Genomic DNA, 19,551 nt, shown 5'->3' on the forward strand with positions numbered 1-19,551 from the left:
TTTAGTCATCAGTCCAATTTATTATAGAGCCTATATTATTGTTACTATGTTTAATTTTTATCTTTAGAATCACTTGAACTACCAGAACTACTTGAACTTTGTGTTGAACTATTGTTAGTTGTCGTTTTATTCTGTGTGCTAGGTTGTGATGTTGATGGCTGTTGCGTAGAAGGTTGTTGTGTACTTGGTTGTTGTGTTGTTTGAGTTTCTTTAGTATTTTTTTCTGAAGTAGCACTTTCTGAACTCTTTTGTCTTGAACTGCTTTCTTTTGTTTTAGATTCTTGTGTTCGAGTTGTCGAGTTATTTTGTTGTGTAGAATAACTTTGTTGCGTGTTTACAGTGTTGTTTGACGTTGGTTCTGATTGTGCATTTTCTCCATTATTAGATGTAGTAGATTGCTCATCAGTTTGTTCTTCTTTCGTTTTATCTTTCTTCTCTTTTTTATCATGCTTCTCAGTTTTATGATCATCACTTGAATTTGATTGTTTAGTACCAGTTGCTGCAAAGAATATTGAAAAACCTAAAGCAACAACAAGTAATAAAATGACGATACCTGCCAATACTTTTTTCAAGGTGTATCCTCCGTCCTTAATTCATTTCTTTATCTTATTATAATAAAACTTCATAAAATAGATAGTATTTACACAATTTTATAATATTAAATTTTGTTTACTAAAATTTTTGATAAATAGGTCTTAAGTACAGTGAATGTTTGTATGTATTGTGCGATAATATAAATGAAGTGTAATTCTAATATAGAAAGAAGGACTAACATGAATAAAGTAGTTAAAACTATTGCCTCAACAACATTAGCATTTGGAACACTTTTAGGAGTGAGCAGCGCTGTATTACCAGTACAAGATACTGCCCATGCAGCAACGCAAACTAAAGGGTATTACTACTCTTATAATGGTTACGTTGATAAAGACGCTAAATTCTTAACAGACAAGAACTTTATTAACGCAATCAAACACGACAACATTAAATTTAATGGTATCAAACTTGCTAAAACAAATAGCACAACTGTAAAAGAAAAGTATAATCAGAAATTTACTGGCGTAACAAGCAATGGCAAAAAAGCGAATAAATTACAATTTATAGTTAAAGGCGATTTAACGTACAGTCAACTTAAAAAAGCTTATGGTAAAGATTTGAAAAAAGTAAAAGGCAACAATAATGTTAAAGGTAGCGGTATTTACGTTTATAAACCAAATAAAGATGGTTTAGCAACATCATTTGTTCTTAATAACAATAAAGTTATAGAAGTAGATATTAGTTACGTAGGCTTTACAACAAGTAAATAATATTTAGAAGAGCGCATAAATGGGACTTCCTCATCTATGCGCTTTAATTTATCTCTAGTTAAAATAAAACTCATGTTTCAATGATATGAGTCACTAATTACGCAGCACACTTACTCTACATTACAAATAACCTCAAAATCGAGTTTCATCGTTTGTGAACCGTTCTCGTTACTAATTGTGATACAGCGATTTAGCGAGTCGATACGACGTATATACGCTGCAATTGATTGGATATAGCCATTTCTCCAATAACTAATCATTGCCAGTTGGTGCTGTGTGAATTTATATGTGAGCTGTCGATTGATATTTTCGAATTGATCATCTGACAATGAAGGCATGGCAATTTTATTCTGTTCCTCAATAAAATCATTCAATCGTAGATATTGTTCTGGCATTGTCGCAAAGGGTTATATATATATTGAAGGATATAGACTATTTTGTTTAAAATGAATCATATTTTAAGAAAAAATGAACAAAGTAAAAATATTAAATAGTCTTTTTTTATTACGTGTAATAAGTTTAATATGTATGATGTAAAAAGAGTTCGAATAGTGTATACTTATACTATTAAAATTAGAAATGAGATTATTATGAAAATAGTAGAAGTAAAATCTAAGAATGGTATCAATTTTATGATTTTAGATGGTAATAATGAACCTATAGTAGATGCAGTAAGATATTTGAAGTATCTGGATAGTGTTAATAAAAGTTTAAATACCAAGAAAACCTATGCCTATGCACTAAAAAAATTTTTTGTTTACTTAGAAAGTAAAAAGATATGCTATAAAGAAGTTAGTTTTGATAACTTTGTTGATTTTATAAGATGGATGAAAACACCTTTTGAATATGAGAATGTCCTCTCTTATCACCGAAAAGGAAAAAGCATTAGTCCTAAGACAATTAATCTGACTATTACTGTAGTATCTAATTTTTATGATTATCTCTATAGGAGCAAAAAATTAGATGTTAATTTCTATGATTTTATACATACGGAAAGTAAATACTCTAAAAAATATAAAAGTTTCATGCATCACGTAAACAAGGACTATGGAATGTTGAAAAATATTTTGAAAGTAAAAGAACCAAAGAAAAAACTAGAAGTGTTAACCAATGTTGAGGTTAAGAAATTATTAGGAGCAGCTAATAATATTAGAGATAAATTCTTAATACAATTATTATATGAAACAGGATTACGTATAGGTGAGGTATTATCATTACGCATTGATGATATCAAATTTGATTTTAGAAAAGGTCACCAAATAGTTTTGAAAAATAGATTTAATAGCAATGGTACTTATTTAAAAACTGGTGAAAGAAAAATATTTATTTCTCAATCGTTAATTGATTTATATGACGATTATGTGTACGAAATAATTGACGAACTTTCCATATGTTCTGATTATCTTTTTGTAAAAATAAAGGGTAGAAATGTAGGAGAAGCTATGCATTATAGTGATATATATTCATTATTTAAAAGGCTAAAACATAAAACATCTATAAATGTTCACCCCCATTTATTTCGCCATACACATGCAACTGTTTTTTATAATGAAACTAAGGATATTAAACAAGTTCAAGAAAGACTCGGTCATAGTAATATACAAACGACTATTAATTTATATGTTCATCCCACTGAAGAAGATATACGTGAAGATTGGAATAAAGTTAAGCATCAATTTCAAGTTTTTAATAAAGGGGAATAACTATGTCAATACCAATTAATTTGCCTACAAACAGTACTATGATTAATGAATTATGTACATTACAAAGTAGAACTATAAACATAAAAGGAGAAGTGCTAATAACTGAAATATATGATGATTACTTTTTAAAAAATGATGAATGGCACATTTCAGCTTTTAACAAGTTCGAGCAATTTCAAGATAGTATCAAGAACTATAAAGACAAAAGAAAAAATATTTTCTTTAGGATTAAAAGTGAAAATTTGAATTTAGAATTTAAATACCTTTTTTTGAAACTTATAGTTAAAGAGGATTGGTCTTTATCTAATGTATTTAATACTGGAGCAGTGAAACTTAACAAGATTGCTGAGTTCTTTAATGAAGTTTATCCAAATTTAAATTCTTTACTAGATTGTGATATTAATATGTTAGAAAAGTACTGGTTTAGTTGGTTGACTAAAAATAATATACCTATAAAAAGAAAATCATCAACAATAGTTTTTGGTGATTATGAACATAAAAGTGGACTAGCTTCTTTTTTAAAGAATATGTATATTAATCTAAATAAATTTATTGATAAGCGAGAAGAATGGGAAAAAGATAAATGGGATATTAGAAATTTAGAAAAATATGGATTGAGTTATAATAAAACACTAACTGGTAATTATTTGAACTTTGAAAAAATTGAGTCAATTAAAATGCGAGAATTAGCAAAAAAATATTTAAAAAATCGTTTGATAACTGGTGATATAGCATTTGCTACAGCAAGATTTTATATAAGAGTTTTGACTAGGTTTTTTCAAAATATATCTAAAAATAAAGAAACAAGGAATAGTTTAAATGAACTAGATAGATGTCATATCGAAGCATATATAGAATTTTTATTTGAATATGCTAATAGTAAAAATGTGCAAAGTTCTAGGAACTTCGTTAGAGAAGAATTAAAAGCAATTAGAAGGTTCTTAAATGATATTGCTAGTCAAAATTATGATATAGCCCCCTCTGAAGATATACGTTTTTTAATTTATCCTCAAGACTTTCCTAAGCGCGAAAAGAAAAATAGTAGCCAAATTGATTATATCCCAGATTTTGTATTGGAACAGCTTTTTGAGCATATAAATGATTTGCACAAAGATTTAATACCTGTAGTTTGGATAGCTTTTAAAACAGGACTAAGAATTTCTGATGTATTAACATTAAAAAATAATTGTCTTGCAAAAGTTAATGGAAAGTTTTCAATAATTACTGATATTGCTAAAACTTTTGTTAAAGGACATAGGATACCAATCGATAATGAATTAGCTGATATAGTAGCAGTTTTAATAGCCAATTCTAAAATTAAAAGTACAAAAGATAACAACCCTAATAATTATATTTTTGCTATTCATAAAGGAAAAAGAAAAGGAATGCCCTTTACACAGCATATGGTCAGAGCACACTTAAATCATTTAGCAAAAACAAAAAATATTCTTGATGAACAAGGTGAAGTCTTCCATTTCAAAACTCATCAGTTTAGACATACTTATGCAGTGAAATTGTTAAATGGTGGAGCAGATATATTAACCATACAAGAATTATTAGCACATTCCTCACCAGAAATGACACTCAGATATGCTAAGTTACTTGATGATACAAAAAGAAAGGCTTTTGAATCAGTTATTGATCAAGGGGCTTTTAGTTTTGATGTTGACGGTAAAATTAAAAATATACAGCATAGTAGTGAATTATCAGAAAAAGCATTGAATTCTTTATGGCAAGAACATAAATTAAACGCAATGGACAATCCTTATGGTACTTGTCATGCTAGATTGAGCGGTGATTGTCCATATATGGAAGCTCCGCCATGCTTAACTTGTAATTCTGGGAAACCATGTAAGGATCTAGCTATTGGATTTTCTGATTTAGATGTTGAAAAATATGAATTACATATCAAATCAACGGTCAAATCCATAGAATTAGCTAAAAATAATAATAGACAAGATATAGTTGAAAAACATACTAATATATTAAATAAATATGAAGAAATATTAGGTAATATAAAAGATGGAAACATTATATTCGGGAGAAGTAATAGAATAAAAGTATAGAGGTTAAGATGGGAAAATTTAATAGACAAGAACAATTAAAACAATTACATGCAGAACGAAAAGTTAAAACCGAGCAAAAAGTTTCTAAAGCAATAAATGAATTGGTTCGAAAAAATGAAGAAATTAACTTTAATATTGTTGCTAAGCATTCAAATGTATCTAAAGCTACTTTATATAATAATAGTAAAATTCGAAAGAGAATCGAAGAGTTACGTGAACAAAGTAAAGACATATTTGTACATAAAAATAACAGTGACGGTAAAGACGCATTAATTTCTTCATTAAAAAGGAGAGTAAAATCTTTAGAAAATGAGAAAAAGAGGCTCAAAGATGAAATAAACACATTATATAATAAAATATATGAAGATATTTAATACACAGGTAAAGAGAAATAATTCAAGTTTAAGAGATATTATACACATTAGTATTGAAAAAAGTATGTTTAGTATTTGTAGAATCGTAAAATGTAAAATAACCATTGATTGTATCAATTTTCAAAATTTTTCCTGTATAGTTTGAAATGCTGCCGTCTTCCCAATATGAGATTGTACATAACTCATCATTTTGAATTTTTATTTGAAAAATCTGATCTAAATTATCTAATGAATCATGTGTTAGCAATGGTTTTTCTATTTTATTTTGATCCTTTATAATTTGTTCTAAAATTTCAAACTGTTGCGGGAGAGTCGCAAAAGCTTGCCATTTGATTTTTCCACGCCCTTGAGGGATTTTAGGGTTTAAATATTTTCTTGGTATTTTTCTATAATCAGTTTCATATTTATATTCATCTGGCGCATTAGGATTTGGAATCATGTTTACCACCTCATCATCATTGTAGAACGTATGTTCTTTTTTGGCAAGGATTATATAATTTTTTAATGTGATTAATTAATTTAAAATAAGTTATTTTCTATATGGAAAAGTTGAGTAAGATTATCGAGCATTTATAATTATAGTAACTGGAATTATGATGTTTGGTATGTTAATAGTATTTTCTCTTTTAAAAAATGTGAACATAAAAAAATAGAACATATATAATTATAAATAATATATATGTTCTTCGATATTATGAAGTTTTATGAAAGATAGAATTATATCAGTTTTTGTAGTACATTTAGACTATTAAAATTTGTTTATTACATTCTTGGCGGTTTCACTTATCAATTTATCATTAGGTTTATCACTTTTATTGTCTTTATTCGTAAAAATGACTAAAATAATAGGTTCAGATTGGTTCTTAGGATAAATAAAAGCTACATCATTTCTAGAAGCATATGTTATTGCTTGACCACTTTTATCAGCAACCTTATAGTCTTTTGGAACACCATCTTTAATTAAAGTGTCTCCGTTTTTATTATTTAACATTAAATCAAGTAAGAAATTTTTATTTTTTTTGCTTAATTTTCCATTTGCGATAAGTTTATTTAAAGTCTTGCCGAAAGCAGCAGGCGTTGAAGTATCTTTTTTGCTCTTTGGTGAATAGTAATTTAATTCTATTTCATATCTAACTGGATTTGTTACTTTATCTCCCAATTTTTTTAAACGTTTTTTAATTTTTTTGATTCCACCGATTTCGTTTATAATTTTATTGTTTGCTGTATTATCACTATACTTCATTGAAGCTTCAATAAGTTCTTTTAAAGTGATATCTTTTCCTACATATTTTTCTAAAATAGGAGAATAAGCAACTATATCATCTTTGTTAATATGTACTTTTTTATTTAACTTATTATAAGGTACTTGTTCTAACAAAATAGCACTATTTATCGCTTTTGAAGTTGAAGCATAGGCAAATCTCTTATCGGCATTAAATTTTACTTCCTTACCACTTTTAGTATCTAATGCATAGACACCAATATTAGCATTATATTTCTTTTCTAAATTATTTAACTCTTTAGCATGTGAACTGGTTGAATTACATGCACTTAAAACTAAAGCAATTGCAATTAAAAGTATTAACTTTTTCAAAATATACCCTCCAATATTACAGTTGTAATTTCTATAAATCAATAATATTACAATTGTAATATTCGCGTCAATAGTTTATTATAAATATTTGAAAGAAGGTGTTGAAATGGCTAAGTTATTAATAATGAGCATAGTAAGCTTTTGTTTTATATTTCTATTGTTATTATTTTTTAGGTACATATTAAAACGCTATTTTAATTATATGTTAAATTATAAAGTTTGGTATCTAACTCTTCTTGCAGGATTAATTCCTTTCATCCCTATTAAATTCTCTTTTTTTAAATTTAATAATTTGAATAATCAAGAGCCCACAGTTGAAAGTAATTCACACAATTTGAATCCTAACATAAATACCACTAAACCTGTTCATGAGTTTACAACAGACATCCATAAGTTTAATTGGGATTCAATAGATAATATCTGCACAGTTATTTGGATAGTTTTAGTTATTATTTTAAGTTTTAAATTTTTAAATTCTTTATTATATCTTAAGTATTTAAAGAAACAGTCACTTTATCTAAATGAAAAAGAAAAAGATAAAATAAACAAGATACTTTTCAATCATCAATATAAAAGAAATATTGTGATTCGAAAAGCAGAATCTATTCATTCTCCAATAACTTTTTGGTATGGAAAATATATTATTTTGATTCCCAGTTTATATTTTAAAAGTATAAATGACAAAAAACTAAAATATATAATATTGCACGAGTATGCTCATGCTAAAAACAGAGATACTTTGCATTTAATTATCTTTCATATTTTTTCTATTGCTATGAGTTATAATCCACTAATACAAATTGTAAAAAGAAAGATGATTCATGACAATGAAGTAGAAGCCGATAGATTTGTCCTTAATAATATTAACAAATATGAATTTAAGTCTTATGCGGAAGCTATTATGGATTCCGTATTAAAAACCTCATTTTTCAACAAAAATATATTAAGCCATTCATTTAATGGTAAAAAATCATTACTCAAAAGAAGATTAATTAATATAAAAGAAGCCAATCTGAAGAAGCAGTCAAAATTAATTCTAATTTTTATTTGTATTTTTACTTTTTTTATCATGATAATTCAAAGCCAGTTTTTAATGGGGCAATCCTTAACTGATTATAATTATAAAAAGCCCTTACAAAGCGATTACCAAATTTTAGATGAAAGTAAAAATTTTGGTTCAAATAGTGGATCTTTCGTTATGTACAGCATGAAGAAAGACAAATACTATATTTATAATGAAAAAGAAAGTAGAAAAAGATATTCTCCTGATTCAACTTACAAAATTTATTTAGCACTGTTTGGACTTGACCGTCATATTATAAGTGATAAAAATTCACGTATGTCATGGAATCATAATCATTATCCTTTCGATTCTTGGAATAAGGATCAAGATTTAAATACGGCAATACAAAACTCAGTTAATTGGTACTTCGAACGTATTAGTAATCAATTATCAAAGAACTATACTTCTGATCAACTCAAGCAATTAAATTATGGTAATAAAAATTTGGGAAGTTATAAAGCCTATTGGTTGGAAGATAGTTTGAAAATATCTAATCTTGAACAAGTAATAGTTTTAAAAAATATGATGGAACAAAATAACCATTTTAGTAAAAATGAAAAGAAACAATTATCTTCTTCGTTATTGATTAGAAAAAATGAAAATTATGAATTGTATGGGAAAACAGGTACAGGTATAGTAAACGGGAAATATAATAATGGGTGGTTTGTAGGTTACGTAATTACAAATCATGATAAGTATTATTTTTCTACACATTTATCAGATGAAAAAGCCTCTGGTGAAAATGCTAAATTAATAAATGAAAAAATATTAAAAGAAATGGGTGTTTTAAATGGCCAATAAGCAAGTTGAAATATCTATGGCTGAATGGGATGTTATGAATATAATATGGAATAAAAAATCAGTATCAGCTAATGAAATTGTAGTTGAGATTCAAAAAAATAAAGAAGTTAGCGATAAGACGATTAGAACATTAATTACAAGACTATATAAAAAAGAGATTATAAAACGATATAAATATAATAATATTTATTTTTACTCATCAATTATTAAAGAAGATGATATTAAAATGAAAACTGCTAAAACCTTTCTTAATAAATTGTATGGAGGGGATATGAAAAGTTTAGTGCTTAATTTTGCGAAAAATGAAGAATTAAATAACAAAGAAATTGAAGAATTGCGAGACATTTTAAATGATATTAGTAAAAAATAAATAGATATAGGGTTCAAACATAATACATATATAAAATATGTTTGAACCCTATTAAATTAGATTTTTTATGAGATTAGTACATATAATAAACGGAGCCCACTTCACCATGCCACGTCCTTGAGGAATGTTAGCGTCTAGATATTGTCTTGGTATTTTACGATAATCTGTTTCATATTTATACTCATCTGGCGCATTAGGATTTGGAATCATGTTAACCACCTCAAATTCATTATAGAACATATGTTCGTATTTTGGAAGTGGTTTTCTACAATATAAATTAATTTTATATTTATTTTGGAAAAGTAAAAAAGACTATATAAAAGAGCCATAAGTTTAACAAAGGGGAAGTAAACTTATGGCTATAGTTATTACATAATATAACTTTTTGTGAAGGAGTTAATGGGGATGTTACTCCTATATTTAGTATAACATAATTTATATAAAAAAATTATTTAACGATTTGTGAAATTTAATTTTGTGTAATTATAAACAACATTACATCAAATATTAAACACTTCTAATTAGTTAACCAAAATTGTATAACAATCAAGAATGGCGTATGATATGTTTAGTTATAAAGAAAGAAGGCTTCTAATTTGAGAAAAACTACAAAAGCATTAGTTGCAACGACATTAGCACTAAGCACATTATTTGGTGTAGGTTTTACAAGTGCATTGACGGAAACATCTATTGCACATGCTGAATCTAAAGCTACAACAAACACAACTCATTCTAAAGCGAATGCGACATCTGCATATTACAATTATAAAGGATATGCAGGTCAAGACGTATCTTTTGTATTAGATAAACATTTTAAAAATGCGGTAAAAGCTGAAAATGTTACATTCAATGGTATTAAATTGAAAGCAACAACATCATCTAAAAATGTGAAAAAATATGATCAATATTTTAGAAACGTTTCGAAAGATGGTAAAACAGCATCATTACTTGATTTAAACGTAACGGGTAAAATGACATTGGATCAATTAAATAAAACTTATGGTAAAGATTTACAAAAGGTAAATAACCAAAAGCATAATACAACAGGTATCTATTTCTACCAACCAAATTCAAAAGGAATGACGGTATGGTTTGATGTAGATAACGGTAAAGTTGATCGCGTGGTAATAGGCTATAGCACTGTAAAACAAGCAATGAAAGAATCAAAATAGCATAACTTGAAAGACACCTCAATAGTTGGATGATAAATCTTACTTTTGGGGCGTTTTTATGTAAATAATTAAAGTTAAAACAGATTTTATGAAATACCCCACACAAAGAAAGACAAAAAAATGATATGTTAAAAGTAAAACATAAATATAGCAGTAGGCTGTATAGGGATAGAGGGAGTTTATAATATGAAAAAGAATAAACGTCTAGATCTCATCGCAACGGTAGTTAAGAATAACCGATTTAACAAAAAGGAAGAGATTGCAGATTACATCGATACGCATTTTGGGGTGCGTTATAGCGTAACTACGATTTCAAGAGATTTGAAAGAATTAAAGATTTTTAAAGTTCCAGCTGTAAGTAATCAATCCTATTATAAGAAGTTAGATAATACGCAACAAATGGATGCTAAAACGAAACTGCTACATTATTATGACAGTGAAATTAAAAGTATCATAATAAAAGATAACTACATACTTATCAAAACATCTCCAGGATTTGCGCAATGCATTAATTATTTCATTGATCGAATGAATATTAATGAAATATTAGGGACAGTAGGTGGCAATGACACATTGATGGTACTAACTAATTCTGAAGAAATGGCTAAATATGTGCATTATAAATTATTTAATCATAAATATTCAAATTAATGTATAAAATATAATGTGGATTTACTTTTTTATATTATCTATAATAGAGTGTAACACACCTAATTTATAATGTTCATAACCTAAGTAGTTATATAATTGTAGATACAAATCACGGGTGTTTATAAATACAGAATAATGCATAAAAAACTTTTCTTAAAAATATTATCATACGAAAATAAATGGAATATACATAAAAAGCACCAAATGCCCAATGATTTTGTATATTCAATCACAAATATGCATTGAATAACCAGAAAGCATGAACTAGCACACGTTCATATTGTGAAAACAATCACATAAAATTTTTTGAAAGCGCTTTATACTCTAATTGTAGATAAATAAAGGAGGAAATGAATATGACACAAGGACCTATTCAAGTAAACAGTGAAATCGGTAGATTAAAAACAGTATTACTCAAACGACCTGGTAAAGAATTAGAAAATTTAGTACCAGATCACTTAAGTGGCTTGCTATTCGATGATATTCCTTATTTAAAAGTGGCGCAAGAAGAGCACGACAAATTTGCACAAACACTTCGTGATGAAGGTGTGGAAGTTGTTTATTTAGAAAAACTAGCAGCTGAAGCAATTGCAGATAAAGATGTGCGAGAACAGTTCATTGACGATATTCTTGCAGAATCTCAAAAAACAGTATTAGGACATGAAGCTGAAATTAAAACGTTTTTTGCGAAGTTATCAGATCAAGAATTAATCGATAAAATTATGGCTGGTGTGAGAAAAGAAGAAATTGAACTAAAAACAACACATCTCGTTGAATACATGGATGATAGATATCCATTCTATTTAGACCCAATGCCTAACCTTTACTTTACACGTGATCCTCAAGCATCAGTAGGTAGAGGTATGACAATTAACAGAATGTATTGGAGAGCACGTCGCAGAGAATCACTATTTATGACATACATTTTAAAATATCATCCAAGATTTAAAGATGCAGATGTACCAGTATGGTTAGACCGAAACTCACCATTTAATATCGAAGGTGGAGATGAATTAATTCTATCTAAAGAAGCTTTAGCCATTGGTATATCTGAACGTACATCAGCACAAGCAATTGAACGCTTAGCACGTAATATATTTAAAGATGAATCTACGACATTCAAGAAAGTAATTGCGATTGAAATTCCAAATAGTCGTACGTTCATGCATTTAGATACAGTATTCACAATGATTGACTACGATAAATTCACAGTGCATTCAGCTATTTTCAAAGAAGAAAATAACATGAATTTATTTACGATTGAATACGATGAAGCAAAAGATGATATCAAAATTACACATTCTAATAAACTACGTGAAACGCTAGCAGACGTACTTGGCGTTGAAAAAATCGAGTTTATCCCAACTGGTAATGGTGACGTGATAGACGGCGCACGTGAACAATGGAATGACGGTTCAAACACGCTATGTATACGCCCAGGTGTGGTCGTTACTTATGACCGAAACTACGTATCAAACCAATTACTTCGTGATAAAGGCATTAAAGTGCTTGAAATTACTGGTAGTGAACTTGTTCGTGGACGTGGGGGCCCAAGATGTATGAGCCAACCATTATTTAGAGAAGATATTTAAAGTATTTCGAGCAAACGTAAGGACTTTTTTGAAAAATACATCGCAGGGAAAGTGATGTAGAAATATAACACAAGGAGAAGGGTTTGAAGCAGGGTTACCAGACAATTGAATAATGATGCTTCAAGCCCTTAATTTAAAAGTAATCCTCCTTAGAAGGGGAAATGAATTATGAATGAATCAGACACAAACAAACTTGGTAAAACGTCACTTATTGGCTTAGTCATTGGTTCTATGATTGGTGGCGGTGCATTTAATATCATTTCTGATATGGGTGGTCAAGCCGGTGGTTTAGCAATTATGATTGGATGGATTATCACCGCAATCGGAATGATTTCACTCGCATTTGTCTTCCAAAATCTCACTAATGTAAGACCGGACTTAGAAGGTGGAATTTACAGTTATGCACAGGCTGGATTTGGCGACTTTATTGGTTTCTCAAGTGCTTGGGGCTACTGGTTTGCTGCGTTTCTAGGTAACGTAGCCTATGCAACATTATTGATGTCAGCAGTAGGTAACTTCTTCCCAATCTTCAAAGGTGGTAATACGCTACCAAGTATTATCGTCGCTTCTTTCTTATTATGGGGTGTGCACTTCTTAATACTTAGAGGTGTTGAAACCGCAGCTTTTATCAATAGTATTGTAACTGTTGCAAAGTTAATTCCTATATTCTTAGTCATCATTTGTATGATTGTAGTATTTAATTTCGATACATTTAAAGCAGGGTTCTACGGAATGACAAGCGGTGGTACAGGTATATTTAGTTGGGGCGATACAATGTCTCAAGTTAAGAGTACAATGCTTGTAACCGTATGGGTATTCACTGGTATTGAAGGTGCAGTGGTATTCTCAGGTCGTGCTAAATCGAAAAAAGACGTAGGCACTGCTACAGTAATTGGACTTGTTTCAGTACTTGTTATTTACTTCTTAATGACTGTATTGGCACAAGGCGTCATTCAACAAAATCAAATTGCTGATCTTGCAAGCCCATCAATGGCACAAGTGTTAGAACATATCGTTGGTCATTGGGGTTCAGTACTCGTTAACATTGGATTAATTATTTCTGTTTTAGGTGCATGGCTTGGTTGGACATTACTAGCTGGTGAGCTACCATTTATAGTGGCTAAAGATGGCTTGTTCCCGAAATGGTTTGCTAAAGAAAATAAAAATAAAGCACCAATCAATGCATTATTAATTACAAACATTCTAGTACAAATATTCTTAATTAGCATGTTATTTACAGACAGTGCATATCAATTTGCGTTTTCACTTGCATCAAGCGCGATTTTAATTCCGTATATGTTTAGTGCCTTTTATCAATTGAAATACACAATTGAGCATAAAGGACACGCTACAGTGAAACAATGGGCAATCGGTATTATTGCATCAATCTATGCGATATGGCTTGTGTACGCTGCAGGTATTGATTACTTGTTATTAACCATGTTGCTCTACATCCCTGGTCTATTTGTTTATCGTTTCGTACAACGTAATAACCATAAACCATTAACGAAAGGTGACTATATCTTGTTTGCAGTCATTATCATACTTGCAATAATAGGTATCATTCGCTTAGCGATGGGAAGCGTTTCAGTATTCTAATAAAAAGTTTTAAAAGATTTAGGAGTGTATCTCAATGGCCGGAAAGACATATATCAACAACAGAGACAATGATTTAAGTGAAGGGCTCAAACAATTAGCGTCTTACTTAAATATTCCAACGGGTGTCATTCAAGCATTCAAGAGTGAATGTTTCGTGCGACGTTACAATAAAGGACAAATCATATATTATTCATCTGATCAGCCCACCTATGTGTATTTATTACTAGACGGTATTGTTTTGCGTGAAACAATTAATGAAGATGGGGACGCTTATCGTAAGCTTAATAAAGAGCAACTATTATTTCCGTTAAATCATCTCTTTCGTAAAATTGAATTAAACGAGATGTGCACAGCTATAACACCATGTAATGTAATAGGAATACCTAAAGATATGTTGGAATATCTTTGTAAAAATCATGACGACATATTTGTTACACTGTTCGAAAAGTTAAATAACGAACTTGAACTGCTAAGGGAATACAATATGGCATTAACCACAAAGTTGGCGAGAGAACGTATTGAGAAAGTACTATATTATTTATGTCATGCAATAGGATACGATCATGATGAATTCTACGAAATTAAACATATCATGACCATTCAATTACTGAGTGATTTAGCAGGTATTTCACGTGAAACAACTGGCCATATTGTACATGAATTAAAAGAAGAGAAAAAATTAATAAAAAATGGCAAAAACTGGATGGTTATAAAGTAATAAATAAGGCACAAAGCCCCCTTTATATACAAAAAGCGTTTATATTAAACTACCAAACCGATATAAACACAATAATTGCTACTTAAGACGTTGGTGACATTACTAACGTCTTTTTGTATGTTTGGGTAACACCTTTTTCAGAAAAAGTGTAAAATAGATATAATCATTTATTATTAGAAGGGGCGACAATCAACATGGCACTCATGACAATCAATTACTTATCACCATCTTTAGGTATGCAACAATCATTTGTAGCAATTATTCCAGAAGACGCCAGTTTCTTCGACGAAACACAATCACCTAAATCTTATAAATCACTTATGCTATTGCATGGATTATCAAGTGATGCAACGTCGTATACACGCTTTACCAGTGTTGAGCGATATGCAAATGAACATCAATTAGCCATTATTATGCCGAATGCAGATCATAGTGGCTATGCAAATATGACGTACGGTCATAGTTATTATGACCATATATTGGAAGTGTATCACTACGCACATAAGCTACTTCCATTATCACCAAAACGTGAAGATAATTTTATTGCAGGTCATTCGATGGGTGGTTACGGCACGATGAAATTTGCATTAACACAAGGAAGACTCTTCTCTAAAGCATCGCCATTGTCTTCTGTCTTTCAAGCGCAAGGGTTAATGGAACTTGATTATCCTGATTTCGCACCAAAAGCAATTACTGGGGAAGATACAACTATCAAGGGTACTGAACTCGATACATATCATTTAGTTGATGAAGCAATCGAAAAAGGATTGACCATACCTAAGTTGTTGATTCAATGTGGTACAGAAGATTTCTTATATGAAGATAATCAACAATTTATGACATATTTGGATGATAAAGGAATTGACTATCAATATGAAGAAGGTCCAGGTGAACATGATTATGCGTTCTGGGATAAGGCCATCAAACGCACAATTGAATGGTTAGTAGAAGAATAGGAATGAAAAAGAATTTGGAATCCAAATGATGAATAATAGCAGGAGTCTGGGACAAAATAAAATGTCTCAGCCTACTTTATCATTTTGTCAGTAGCTGACTGATTTGAAAATGCGCTTGAATCAAGCTTTTTTCAAACCTAGTCATCCTTGCCTGGTAGGCGGGGCGCTAACAAAGAGAATTTCCTAAAGAAATACTACAAGATAAGCAAGTTGGGGTTCGGGGCCCCAGCAAAGAGAATTTCCTAAAGAAATTCTACAAGCTAAGCAAGCTGGGGATACGACAAAATAAATTTTGAGAAATTATTATTTCTGTCCCACTCCCGTGCTTTTAATATTTTTTAAACTGATAAATATCTAACTTGAGTGATTGACAAAAACTAGGGAACAACCTATCATCAATAATGAAAACGTTTTCATTAAAGGTGGTACTATGGCAACAATAAAAGATGTAGCTCAGAGAGCAGGGTTATCTATATCGACGGTTTCAAGATATTTAAATCATCATCCTTATATTTCTGAGGATAAGAAAATTAAAATCCAACAAGCGATGGATGAACTTGATTATGTGCCAAATTCAGTCGCTATGCAATTGCGTTCTAACAAGTCGTATACGATTGGTATCATTGTACCTAGAATTACGAATCCATATTTCGCGTATTTGATTGATGCAATTGATAAAAAAATTAAAGGCACACCATACCATATGTTAATTATGCAAACATATAATGATAAAGAAGAGGAATTAAGATTATTAAATATGTTTAAGCAAAGACAAATTGCTGGTGTGATAATGGGCGCACTTGAAAATGACATAGAGGTTTTAGAGACGTATACGAAATATGGACCTATTATTTTATCGGCAGATCAGTCAATGCAGTCTGATAAAGTGAAGATTATACATACCACCCAACGTCAAACGACGTATGATGCCATTCAATACTTAATTAATAAAGGATATCGAAACATAGCTTATTGCACGGACAATAATTACTATGATCATTGCTTCAATAAACCTAGAAATGTCGGATTTAGAGTAGCGATGAAAGATAATGGTCTAGATATTAGAAATGAATGGATTTTTAATAATGTTCATACAATTGAAGATGGTGAGCAGATAGGGAAAATATTGTTGCGACAAGAACAGTTACCAGATGCTATATTTACAGGTAGCGATGAAGTGGCATTAGGGTTAATGCACTTTATGACTGCCCATCAAATAGATATTCCTAACCAAATCGCCATTTTGGGATATGATAATCAACCCATTTCTAGTTTATTGAAGATTCCATTATCGACAGTCAATCAACCAGTCAATGACATTGGTATGCAATTGATTAACTATTTATTGGCATTACTTGAAGAGACAGAATTTGAAATCAACAATAATGTATTAAAATTAAATAACGTAGAACGACAAAGCACATAAATAGAGCTTTCCATTTCGAATTTCAAACGAAGTGGAAGGCTTGTTTTGATTTATAAATCAAACAAGGATACTTAAATATTGTAAGTAATTATTTTTATGTGTAAAATGTAAATAACATCTATGTATAATACATGCAAAAGTTAATAAGGGGATGAGTAGCATGGTAAATGTAAAAAAACAAAGAATGAAAATTTACGTACTAGACAATGGACGCATGAAGATGGATAAAAACTTGATGATTGCTAATTCAAACCAAGCGACGATGGATAATCCAAATCAGCCTAATGAAATGCATGAATTTCCTATTTATACTGTATTCATTGATCATCCTGAAGCAAAGATTTTATTCGATACAGCATGTAATCCAAATGCTATGGGAGATAATGGGCGTTGGATTACAGTAACACAAAAAGCGTTTCCATACTTTGCTGACGAAGCATGTCATTTACCTAATCGACTTGAACAAATTGGCATAGACCCTAAAGATGTTGATATTGTTGTGGCCTCTCACTTGCACTTAGATCATGCAGGATGTCTTGAATACTTTACAAATGCGACTGTCATAGTGCATAACGATGAACTCAACGGAACAATGCAATCTTATGCACGTAACCAAAAAGAAGGTGCGTATATATGGGCGGATATAGACGCATGGATTAAAAACGATTTAACTTGGAAGACTATGAAACGAGATGAAGATTATTTAAAACTCGTAGATGGCGTTAAGGTCTTGAATTTTGGCAGTGGTCATGCATGGGGCATGATTGGCTTAGAAATTGAAACTGAAGAACTTGGAACAATTATTCTCGCCTCAGATGCTATTTATACGAAAGAAAGTATGGAACCAACACTTAAACCTCCAGGTATCTTGTATGATTCGGTTGGTTGGACAAATTCTGTAGAAAAGATAAAAAAATTAGCAGCAGAGAAAAACGCACAAATTTGGTTTGGCCACGATGGAGAACAATTTGCAAAATTTCGAAAATCAACAGACGGATATTATGAATAGGGACTTTCAAGGGAGTGTTTAATTATGAAAACAAGAGCAGCAGTATTATATGAAATGGAAGCATCTCAACCTTATAAAGAATCGAAACCTTTAAAAATTGAGAGCTTAGAGTTAGAAGATCCTCATGAGCATGAAGTATTGCTAAAAATACATGCAGCAGGGCTATGCCATTCAGACTTATCAGTAATTAACGGCAGTAGACCTCGATCTTTACCAATGGTACTTGGTCATGAGGCAACTGGCGAAGTATTAAAAGTTGGAAGTAGTGTCACAAGGGTGAAAGAAGGTGACCATGTAGTTTGTACCTTCATTCCAAGCTGTGGTAAATGTATACCATGTAAAGAAGGACGTCCAGCTTTGTGTGAAAATGGAGCTAAAGCAAATGAAAAAGGCGAAATGTTAGAAGGAGGTATTCGATTATCTAATGAAGATGGACAAGTATATCATCATTTAGGTGTCTCTGGATTTGCAGAACACGCAGTTGTCTCTGAAAATTCTATTGTAAAAATCAGTGATGAAATACCATTTGAACGTGCAGCAGTATTTGGTTGTGCTGTCATTACAGGTATTGGTGCTGTGATGAATACAGCTCAAATTCGTCCAGGTAGTAATGTTGCTGTAGTTGGACTAGGTGGTATAGGATTAAATGCCATTATTGGTGCTAAGTTAGCAGGTGCAAATGAAATTATTGCATTAGATATTAATGAAGACAAATTTGATTTAGCTAAGCAGTTTGGAGCTACCGCGACATTTAACTCTAGTGATGATGATATAGATGAACAAATTAAAGAATATGTGCCTGGCGGAGTAGAATATGCATTTGAAACAGCAGGGGTTGTTCCAGCAATGCAAGTCGCCTATAAAATTACTAAACGAGGGGGTACTACAGTAACAACGGGCTTACCTCATCCTAAAGATGAATTTTCATTTCCACAAGTAACATTAGCTGCAGAAGAACGGACAGTTAAAGGTTCTTATGTAGGAAGCTGTGTTCCTGATAGAGATATTCCTCGTTTTATAAGTTTATATAAACAAGGAAGATTAAACATTGATCCACTCATTAGTGAAGTGATTACTCTAGATGATATCAATGAAGGATTTGATAAATTAGCTGGTGGTGATGTCGGTAGAATTATTGTTAAAATGCATTGAT

The 19,551-nt window shown here is 30.5% G+C and carries 19 protein-coding genes and 1 pseudogene; 15 read left to right on the forward strand and 5 right to left on the reverse strand.

Going from position 1 to position 19,551, the window contains the following annotated elements:
* Positions 1–50: 50 nt before the first annotated feature.
* Positions 51–572, reverse strand: a complete 522-nt coding sequence (locus HMPREF2737_RS03120; RefSeq protein WP_037552609.1) for a hypothetical protein — start codon at positions 570–572, stop codon at positions 51–53.
* Positions 573–773: 201 nt separating this feature from the next.
* Between HMPREF2737_RS03120 and HMPREF2737_RS03125 the strand changes: the two genes are divergently transcribed.
* Positions 774–1,304, forward strand: a complete 531-nt coding sequence (locus HMPREF2737_RS03125) for an immunodominant staphylococcal antigen IsaB family protein (RefSeq protein ID WP_037552607.1) — start codon at positions 774–776, stop codon at positions 1,302–1,304.
* A 110-nt stretch (positions 1,305–1,414) separates the two neighbouring features.
* On the opposite strand, the gene HMPREF2737_RS11185 is transcribed toward HMPREF2737_RS03125, so the two are convergent.
* Complete coding sequence (locus HMPREF2737_RS11185) at positions 1,415–1,699, reverse strand: YolD-like family protein (RefSeq protein ID WP_080287566.1); 285 nt, start codon at positions 1,697–1,699, stop codon at positions 1,415–1,417.
* Positions 1,700–1,894: 195 nt separating this feature from the next.
* Here HMPREF2737_RS11185 and HMPREF2737_RS03130 point away from each other — a divergent pair, with 195 nt between their 5' ends.
* From HMPREF2737_RS03130 to HMPREF2737_RS03140, 3 genes are read left to right on the forward strand one after another with little or no spacing between them, the layout of a single operon-like run.
* Entirely contained in the window at positions 1,895–3,007 is a 1,113-nt protein-coding gene (locus HMPREF2737_RS03130) for a tyrosine-type recombinase/integrase (protein WP_000706211.1), read from the forward strand.
* Positions 3,008–3,009: 2 nt separating this feature from the next.
* Positions 3,010–5,073: a tyrosine-type recombinase/integrase gene (locus HMPREF2737_RS03135; protein ID WP_000026854.1), complete on the forward strand. Its 2,064-nt coding sequence runs from the start codon at positions 3,010–3,012 to the stop codon at positions 5,071–5,073.
* An 8-nt stretch (positions 5,074–5,081) separates the two neighbouring features.
* Complete coding sequence (locus HMPREF2737_RS03140; protein WP_000514485.1) at positions 5,082–5,447, forward strand: DUF6262 family protein; 366 nt, start codon at positions 5,082–5,084, stop codon at positions 5,445–5,447.
* A gap of 28 nt (positions 5,448–5,475) precedes the next feature.
* Here the strand turns inward: HMPREF2737_RS03140 and HMPREF2737_RS03145 are convergent, their stop codons facing one another.
* Both HMPREF2737_RS03145 and blaZ read right to left on the reverse strand, forming a co-directional pair.
* The gene (locus HMPREF2737_RS03145; RefSeq protein WP_000612780.1) at positions 5,476–5,886 is read right to left on the reverse strand and encodes a YolD-like family protein; all 411 of its coding nucleotides are present in this window, start codon (positions 5,884–5,886) and stop codon (positions 5,476–5,478) included.
* A gap of 309 nt (positions 5,887–6,195) precedes the next feature.
* Entirely contained in the window at positions 6,196–7,041 is an 846-nt protein-coding gene (gene blaZ, locus HMPREF2737_RS03150; protein WP_000733621.1) for a penicillin-hydrolyzing class A beta-lactamase BlaZ, read from the reverse strand.
* A gap of 106 nt (positions 7,042–7,147) precedes the next feature.
* Between blaZ and blaR1 the strand changes: the two genes are divergently transcribed.
* On the forward strand, positions 7,148–8,905 hold the full coding sequence (gene blaR1 / locus HMPREF2737_RS03155) for a beta-lactam sensor/signal transducer BlaR1 (RefSeq protein WP_001096369.1): 1,758 nt from the start codon (positions 7,148–7,150) through the stop codon (positions 8,903–8,905).
* Entirely contained in the window at positions 8,895–9,275 is a 381-nt protein-coding gene (gene blaI, locus HMPREF2737_RS03160; RefSeq protein WP_001284658.1) for a penicillinase repressor BlaI, read from the forward strand. The genes blaR1 and blaI overlap by 11 nt, the downstream gene beginning before the upstream one ends.
* Positions 9,276–9,362: 87 nt before the next feature.
* On the opposite strand, the pseudogene HMPREF2737_RS11560 reads toward blaI, so the two are convergent.
* Positions 9,363–9,485, reverse strand: a pseudogene (locus HMPREF2737_RS11560) (YolD-like family protein); the annotation flags it as partial.
* Between the two features lie 386 nt (positions 9,486–9,871).
* Here HMPREF2737_RS11560 and HMPREF2737_RS03165 point away from each other — a divergent pair.
* The 9 genes from HMPREF2737_RS03165 (at position 9,872) to HMPREF2737_RS03205 (ending at position 19,550) form a co-directional block, all read left to right on the forward strand.
* On the forward strand, positions 9,872–10,447 hold the full coding sequence (locus HMPREF2737_RS03165; RefSeq protein WP_037552605.1) for an immunodominant staphylococcal antigen IsaB family protein: 576 nt from the start codon (positions 9,872–9,874) through the stop codon (positions 10,445–10,447).
* 186 nt (positions 10,448–10,633) lie between these two features.
* Positions 10,634–11,098, forward strand: coding sequence for an arginine repressor (locus tag HMPREF2737_RS03170; protein WP_037552604.1), 465 nt, complete (start codon positions 10,634–10,636; stop codon positions 11,096–11,098).
* A gap of 356 nt (positions 11,099–11,454) precedes the next feature.
* Positions 11,455–12,690, forward strand: a complete 1,236-nt coding sequence (gene arcA, locus HMPREF2737_RS03175) for an arginine deiminase (RefSeq protein WP_011274693.1) — start codon at positions 11,455–11,457, stop codon at positions 12,688–12,690.
* 168 nt (positions 12,691–12,858) lie between these two features.
* Positions 12,859–14,289 carry an arginine-ornithine antiporter gene (gene arcD, locus HMPREF2737_RS03180; protein WP_011274694.1) on the forward strand — a complete coding sequence of 477 codons (1,431 nt, stop codon included), beginning with the start codon at positions 12,859–12,861 and terminating at the stop codon, positions 14,287–14,289.
* Between the two features lie 34 nt (positions 14,290–14,323).
* Entirely contained in the window at positions 14,324–15,007 is a 684-nt protein-coding gene (locus HMPREF2737_RS03185) for a Crp/Fnr family transcriptional regulator (RefSeq protein WP_037552602.1), read from the forward strand.
* 194 nt (positions 15,008–15,201) lie between these two features.
* Positions 15,202–15,963 (forward strand): alpha/beta hydrolase, encoded by a 762-nt coding sequence (locus tag HMPREF2737_RS03190; protein ID WP_037552600.1) that lies wholly within the window; start codon positions 15,202–15,204, stop codon positions 15,961–15,963.
* 430 nt (positions 15,964–16,393) lie between these two features.
* Entirely contained in the window at positions 16,394–17,389 is a 996-nt protein-coding gene (locus HMPREF2737_RS03195) for a LacI family DNA-binding transcriptional regulator (RefSeq protein ID WP_037551475.1), read from the forward strand.
* A gap of 160 nt (positions 17,390–17,549) precedes the next feature.
* Entirely contained in the window at positions 17,550–18,398 is an 849-nt protein-coding gene (locus tag HMPREF2737_RS03200) for an AhlS family quorum-quenching N-acyl homoserine lactonase (protein ID WP_037551477.1), read from the forward strand.
* A gap of 24 nt (positions 18,399–18,422) precedes the next feature.
* Positions 18,423–19,550 (forward strand): zinc-dependent alcohol dehydrogenase family protein, encoded by a 1,128-nt coding sequence (locus tag HMPREF2737_RS03205; protein ID WP_037551478.1) that lies wholly within the window; start codon positions 18,423–18,425, stop codon positions 19,548–19,550.
* The last annotated feature ends 1 nt before the right edge of the window (position 19,551 follow it).

This window comes from Staphylococcus sp. HMSC069D12, assembly GCF_001810405.1.
GTDB classification, from domain to species: domain Bacteria; phylum Bacillota; class Bacilli; order Staphylococcales; family Staphylococcaceae; genus Staphylococcus; species Staphylococcus haemolyticus.

Bases quoted from the DNA above. Each gene is read 5' to 3' on its own strand.
- HMPREF2737_RS03125 (WP_037552607.1), top strand. From the start codon at position 774: ATGAATAAAGTAGTTAAAACTATTGCCTCAACAACATTAGCATTTGGA.
- HMPREF2737_RS11185 (WP_080287566.1), bottom strand. From the start codon at position 1,699: ATGCCAGAACAATATCTACGATTGAATGATTTTATTGAGGAACAGAAT.
- HMPREF2737_RS03130 (WP_000706211.1), top strand. From the start codon at position 1,895: ATGAAAATAGTAGAAGTAAAATCTAAGAATGGTATCAATTTTATGATT.
- HMPREF2737_RS03135 (WP_000026854.1), top strand. From the start codon at position 3,010: ATGTCAATACCAATTAATTTGCCTACAAACAGTACTATGATTAATGAA.
- HMPREF2737_RS03140 (WP_000514485.1), top strand. From the start codon at position 5,082: ATGGGAAAATTTAATAGACAAGAACAATTAAAACAATTACATGCAGAA.
- HMPREF2737_RS03145 (WP_000612780.1), bottom strand. From the start codon at position 5,886: ATGATTCCAAATCCTAATGCGCCAGATGAATATAAATATGAAACTGAT.
- blaR1 (WP_001096369.1), top strand. From the start codon at position 7,148: ATGGCTAAGTTATTAATAATGAGCATAGTAAGCTTTTGTTTTATATTT.
- blaI (WP_001284658.1), top strand. From the start codon at position 8,895: ATGGCCAATAAGCAAGTTGAAATATCTATGGCTGAATGGGATGTTATG.
- HMPREF2737_RS03170 (WP_037552604.1), top strand. From the start codon at position 10,634: ATGAAAAAGAATAAACGTCTAGATCTCATCGCAACGGTAGTTAAGAAT.
- arcA (WP_011274693.1), top strand. From the start codon at position 11,455: ATGACACAAGGACCTATTCAAGTAAACAGTGAAATCGGTAGATTAAAA.
- arcD (WP_011274694.1), top strand. From the start codon at position 12,859: ATGAATGAATCAGACACAAACAAACTTGGTAAAACGTCACTTATTGGC.
- HMPREF2737_RS03185 (WP_037552602.1), top strand. From the start codon at position 14,324: ATGGCCGGAAAGACATATATCAACAACAGAGACAATGATTTAAGTGAA.
- HMPREF2737_RS03190 (WP_037552600.1), top strand. From the start codon at position 15,202: ATGGCACTCATGACAATCAATTACTTATCACCATCTTTAGGTATGCAA.
- HMPREF2737_RS03195 (WP_037551475.1), top strand. From the start codon at position 16,394: ATGGCAACAATAAAAGATGTAGCTCAGAGAGCAGGGTTATCTATATCG.
- HMPREF2737_RS03200 (WP_037551477.1), top strand. From the start codon at position 17,550: ATGGTAAATGTAAAAAAACAAAGAATGAAAATTTACGTACTAGACAAT.
- HMPREF2737_RS03205 (WP_037551478.1), top strand. From the start codon at position 18,423: ATGAAAACAAGAGCAGCAGTATTATATGAAATGGAAGCATCTCAACCT.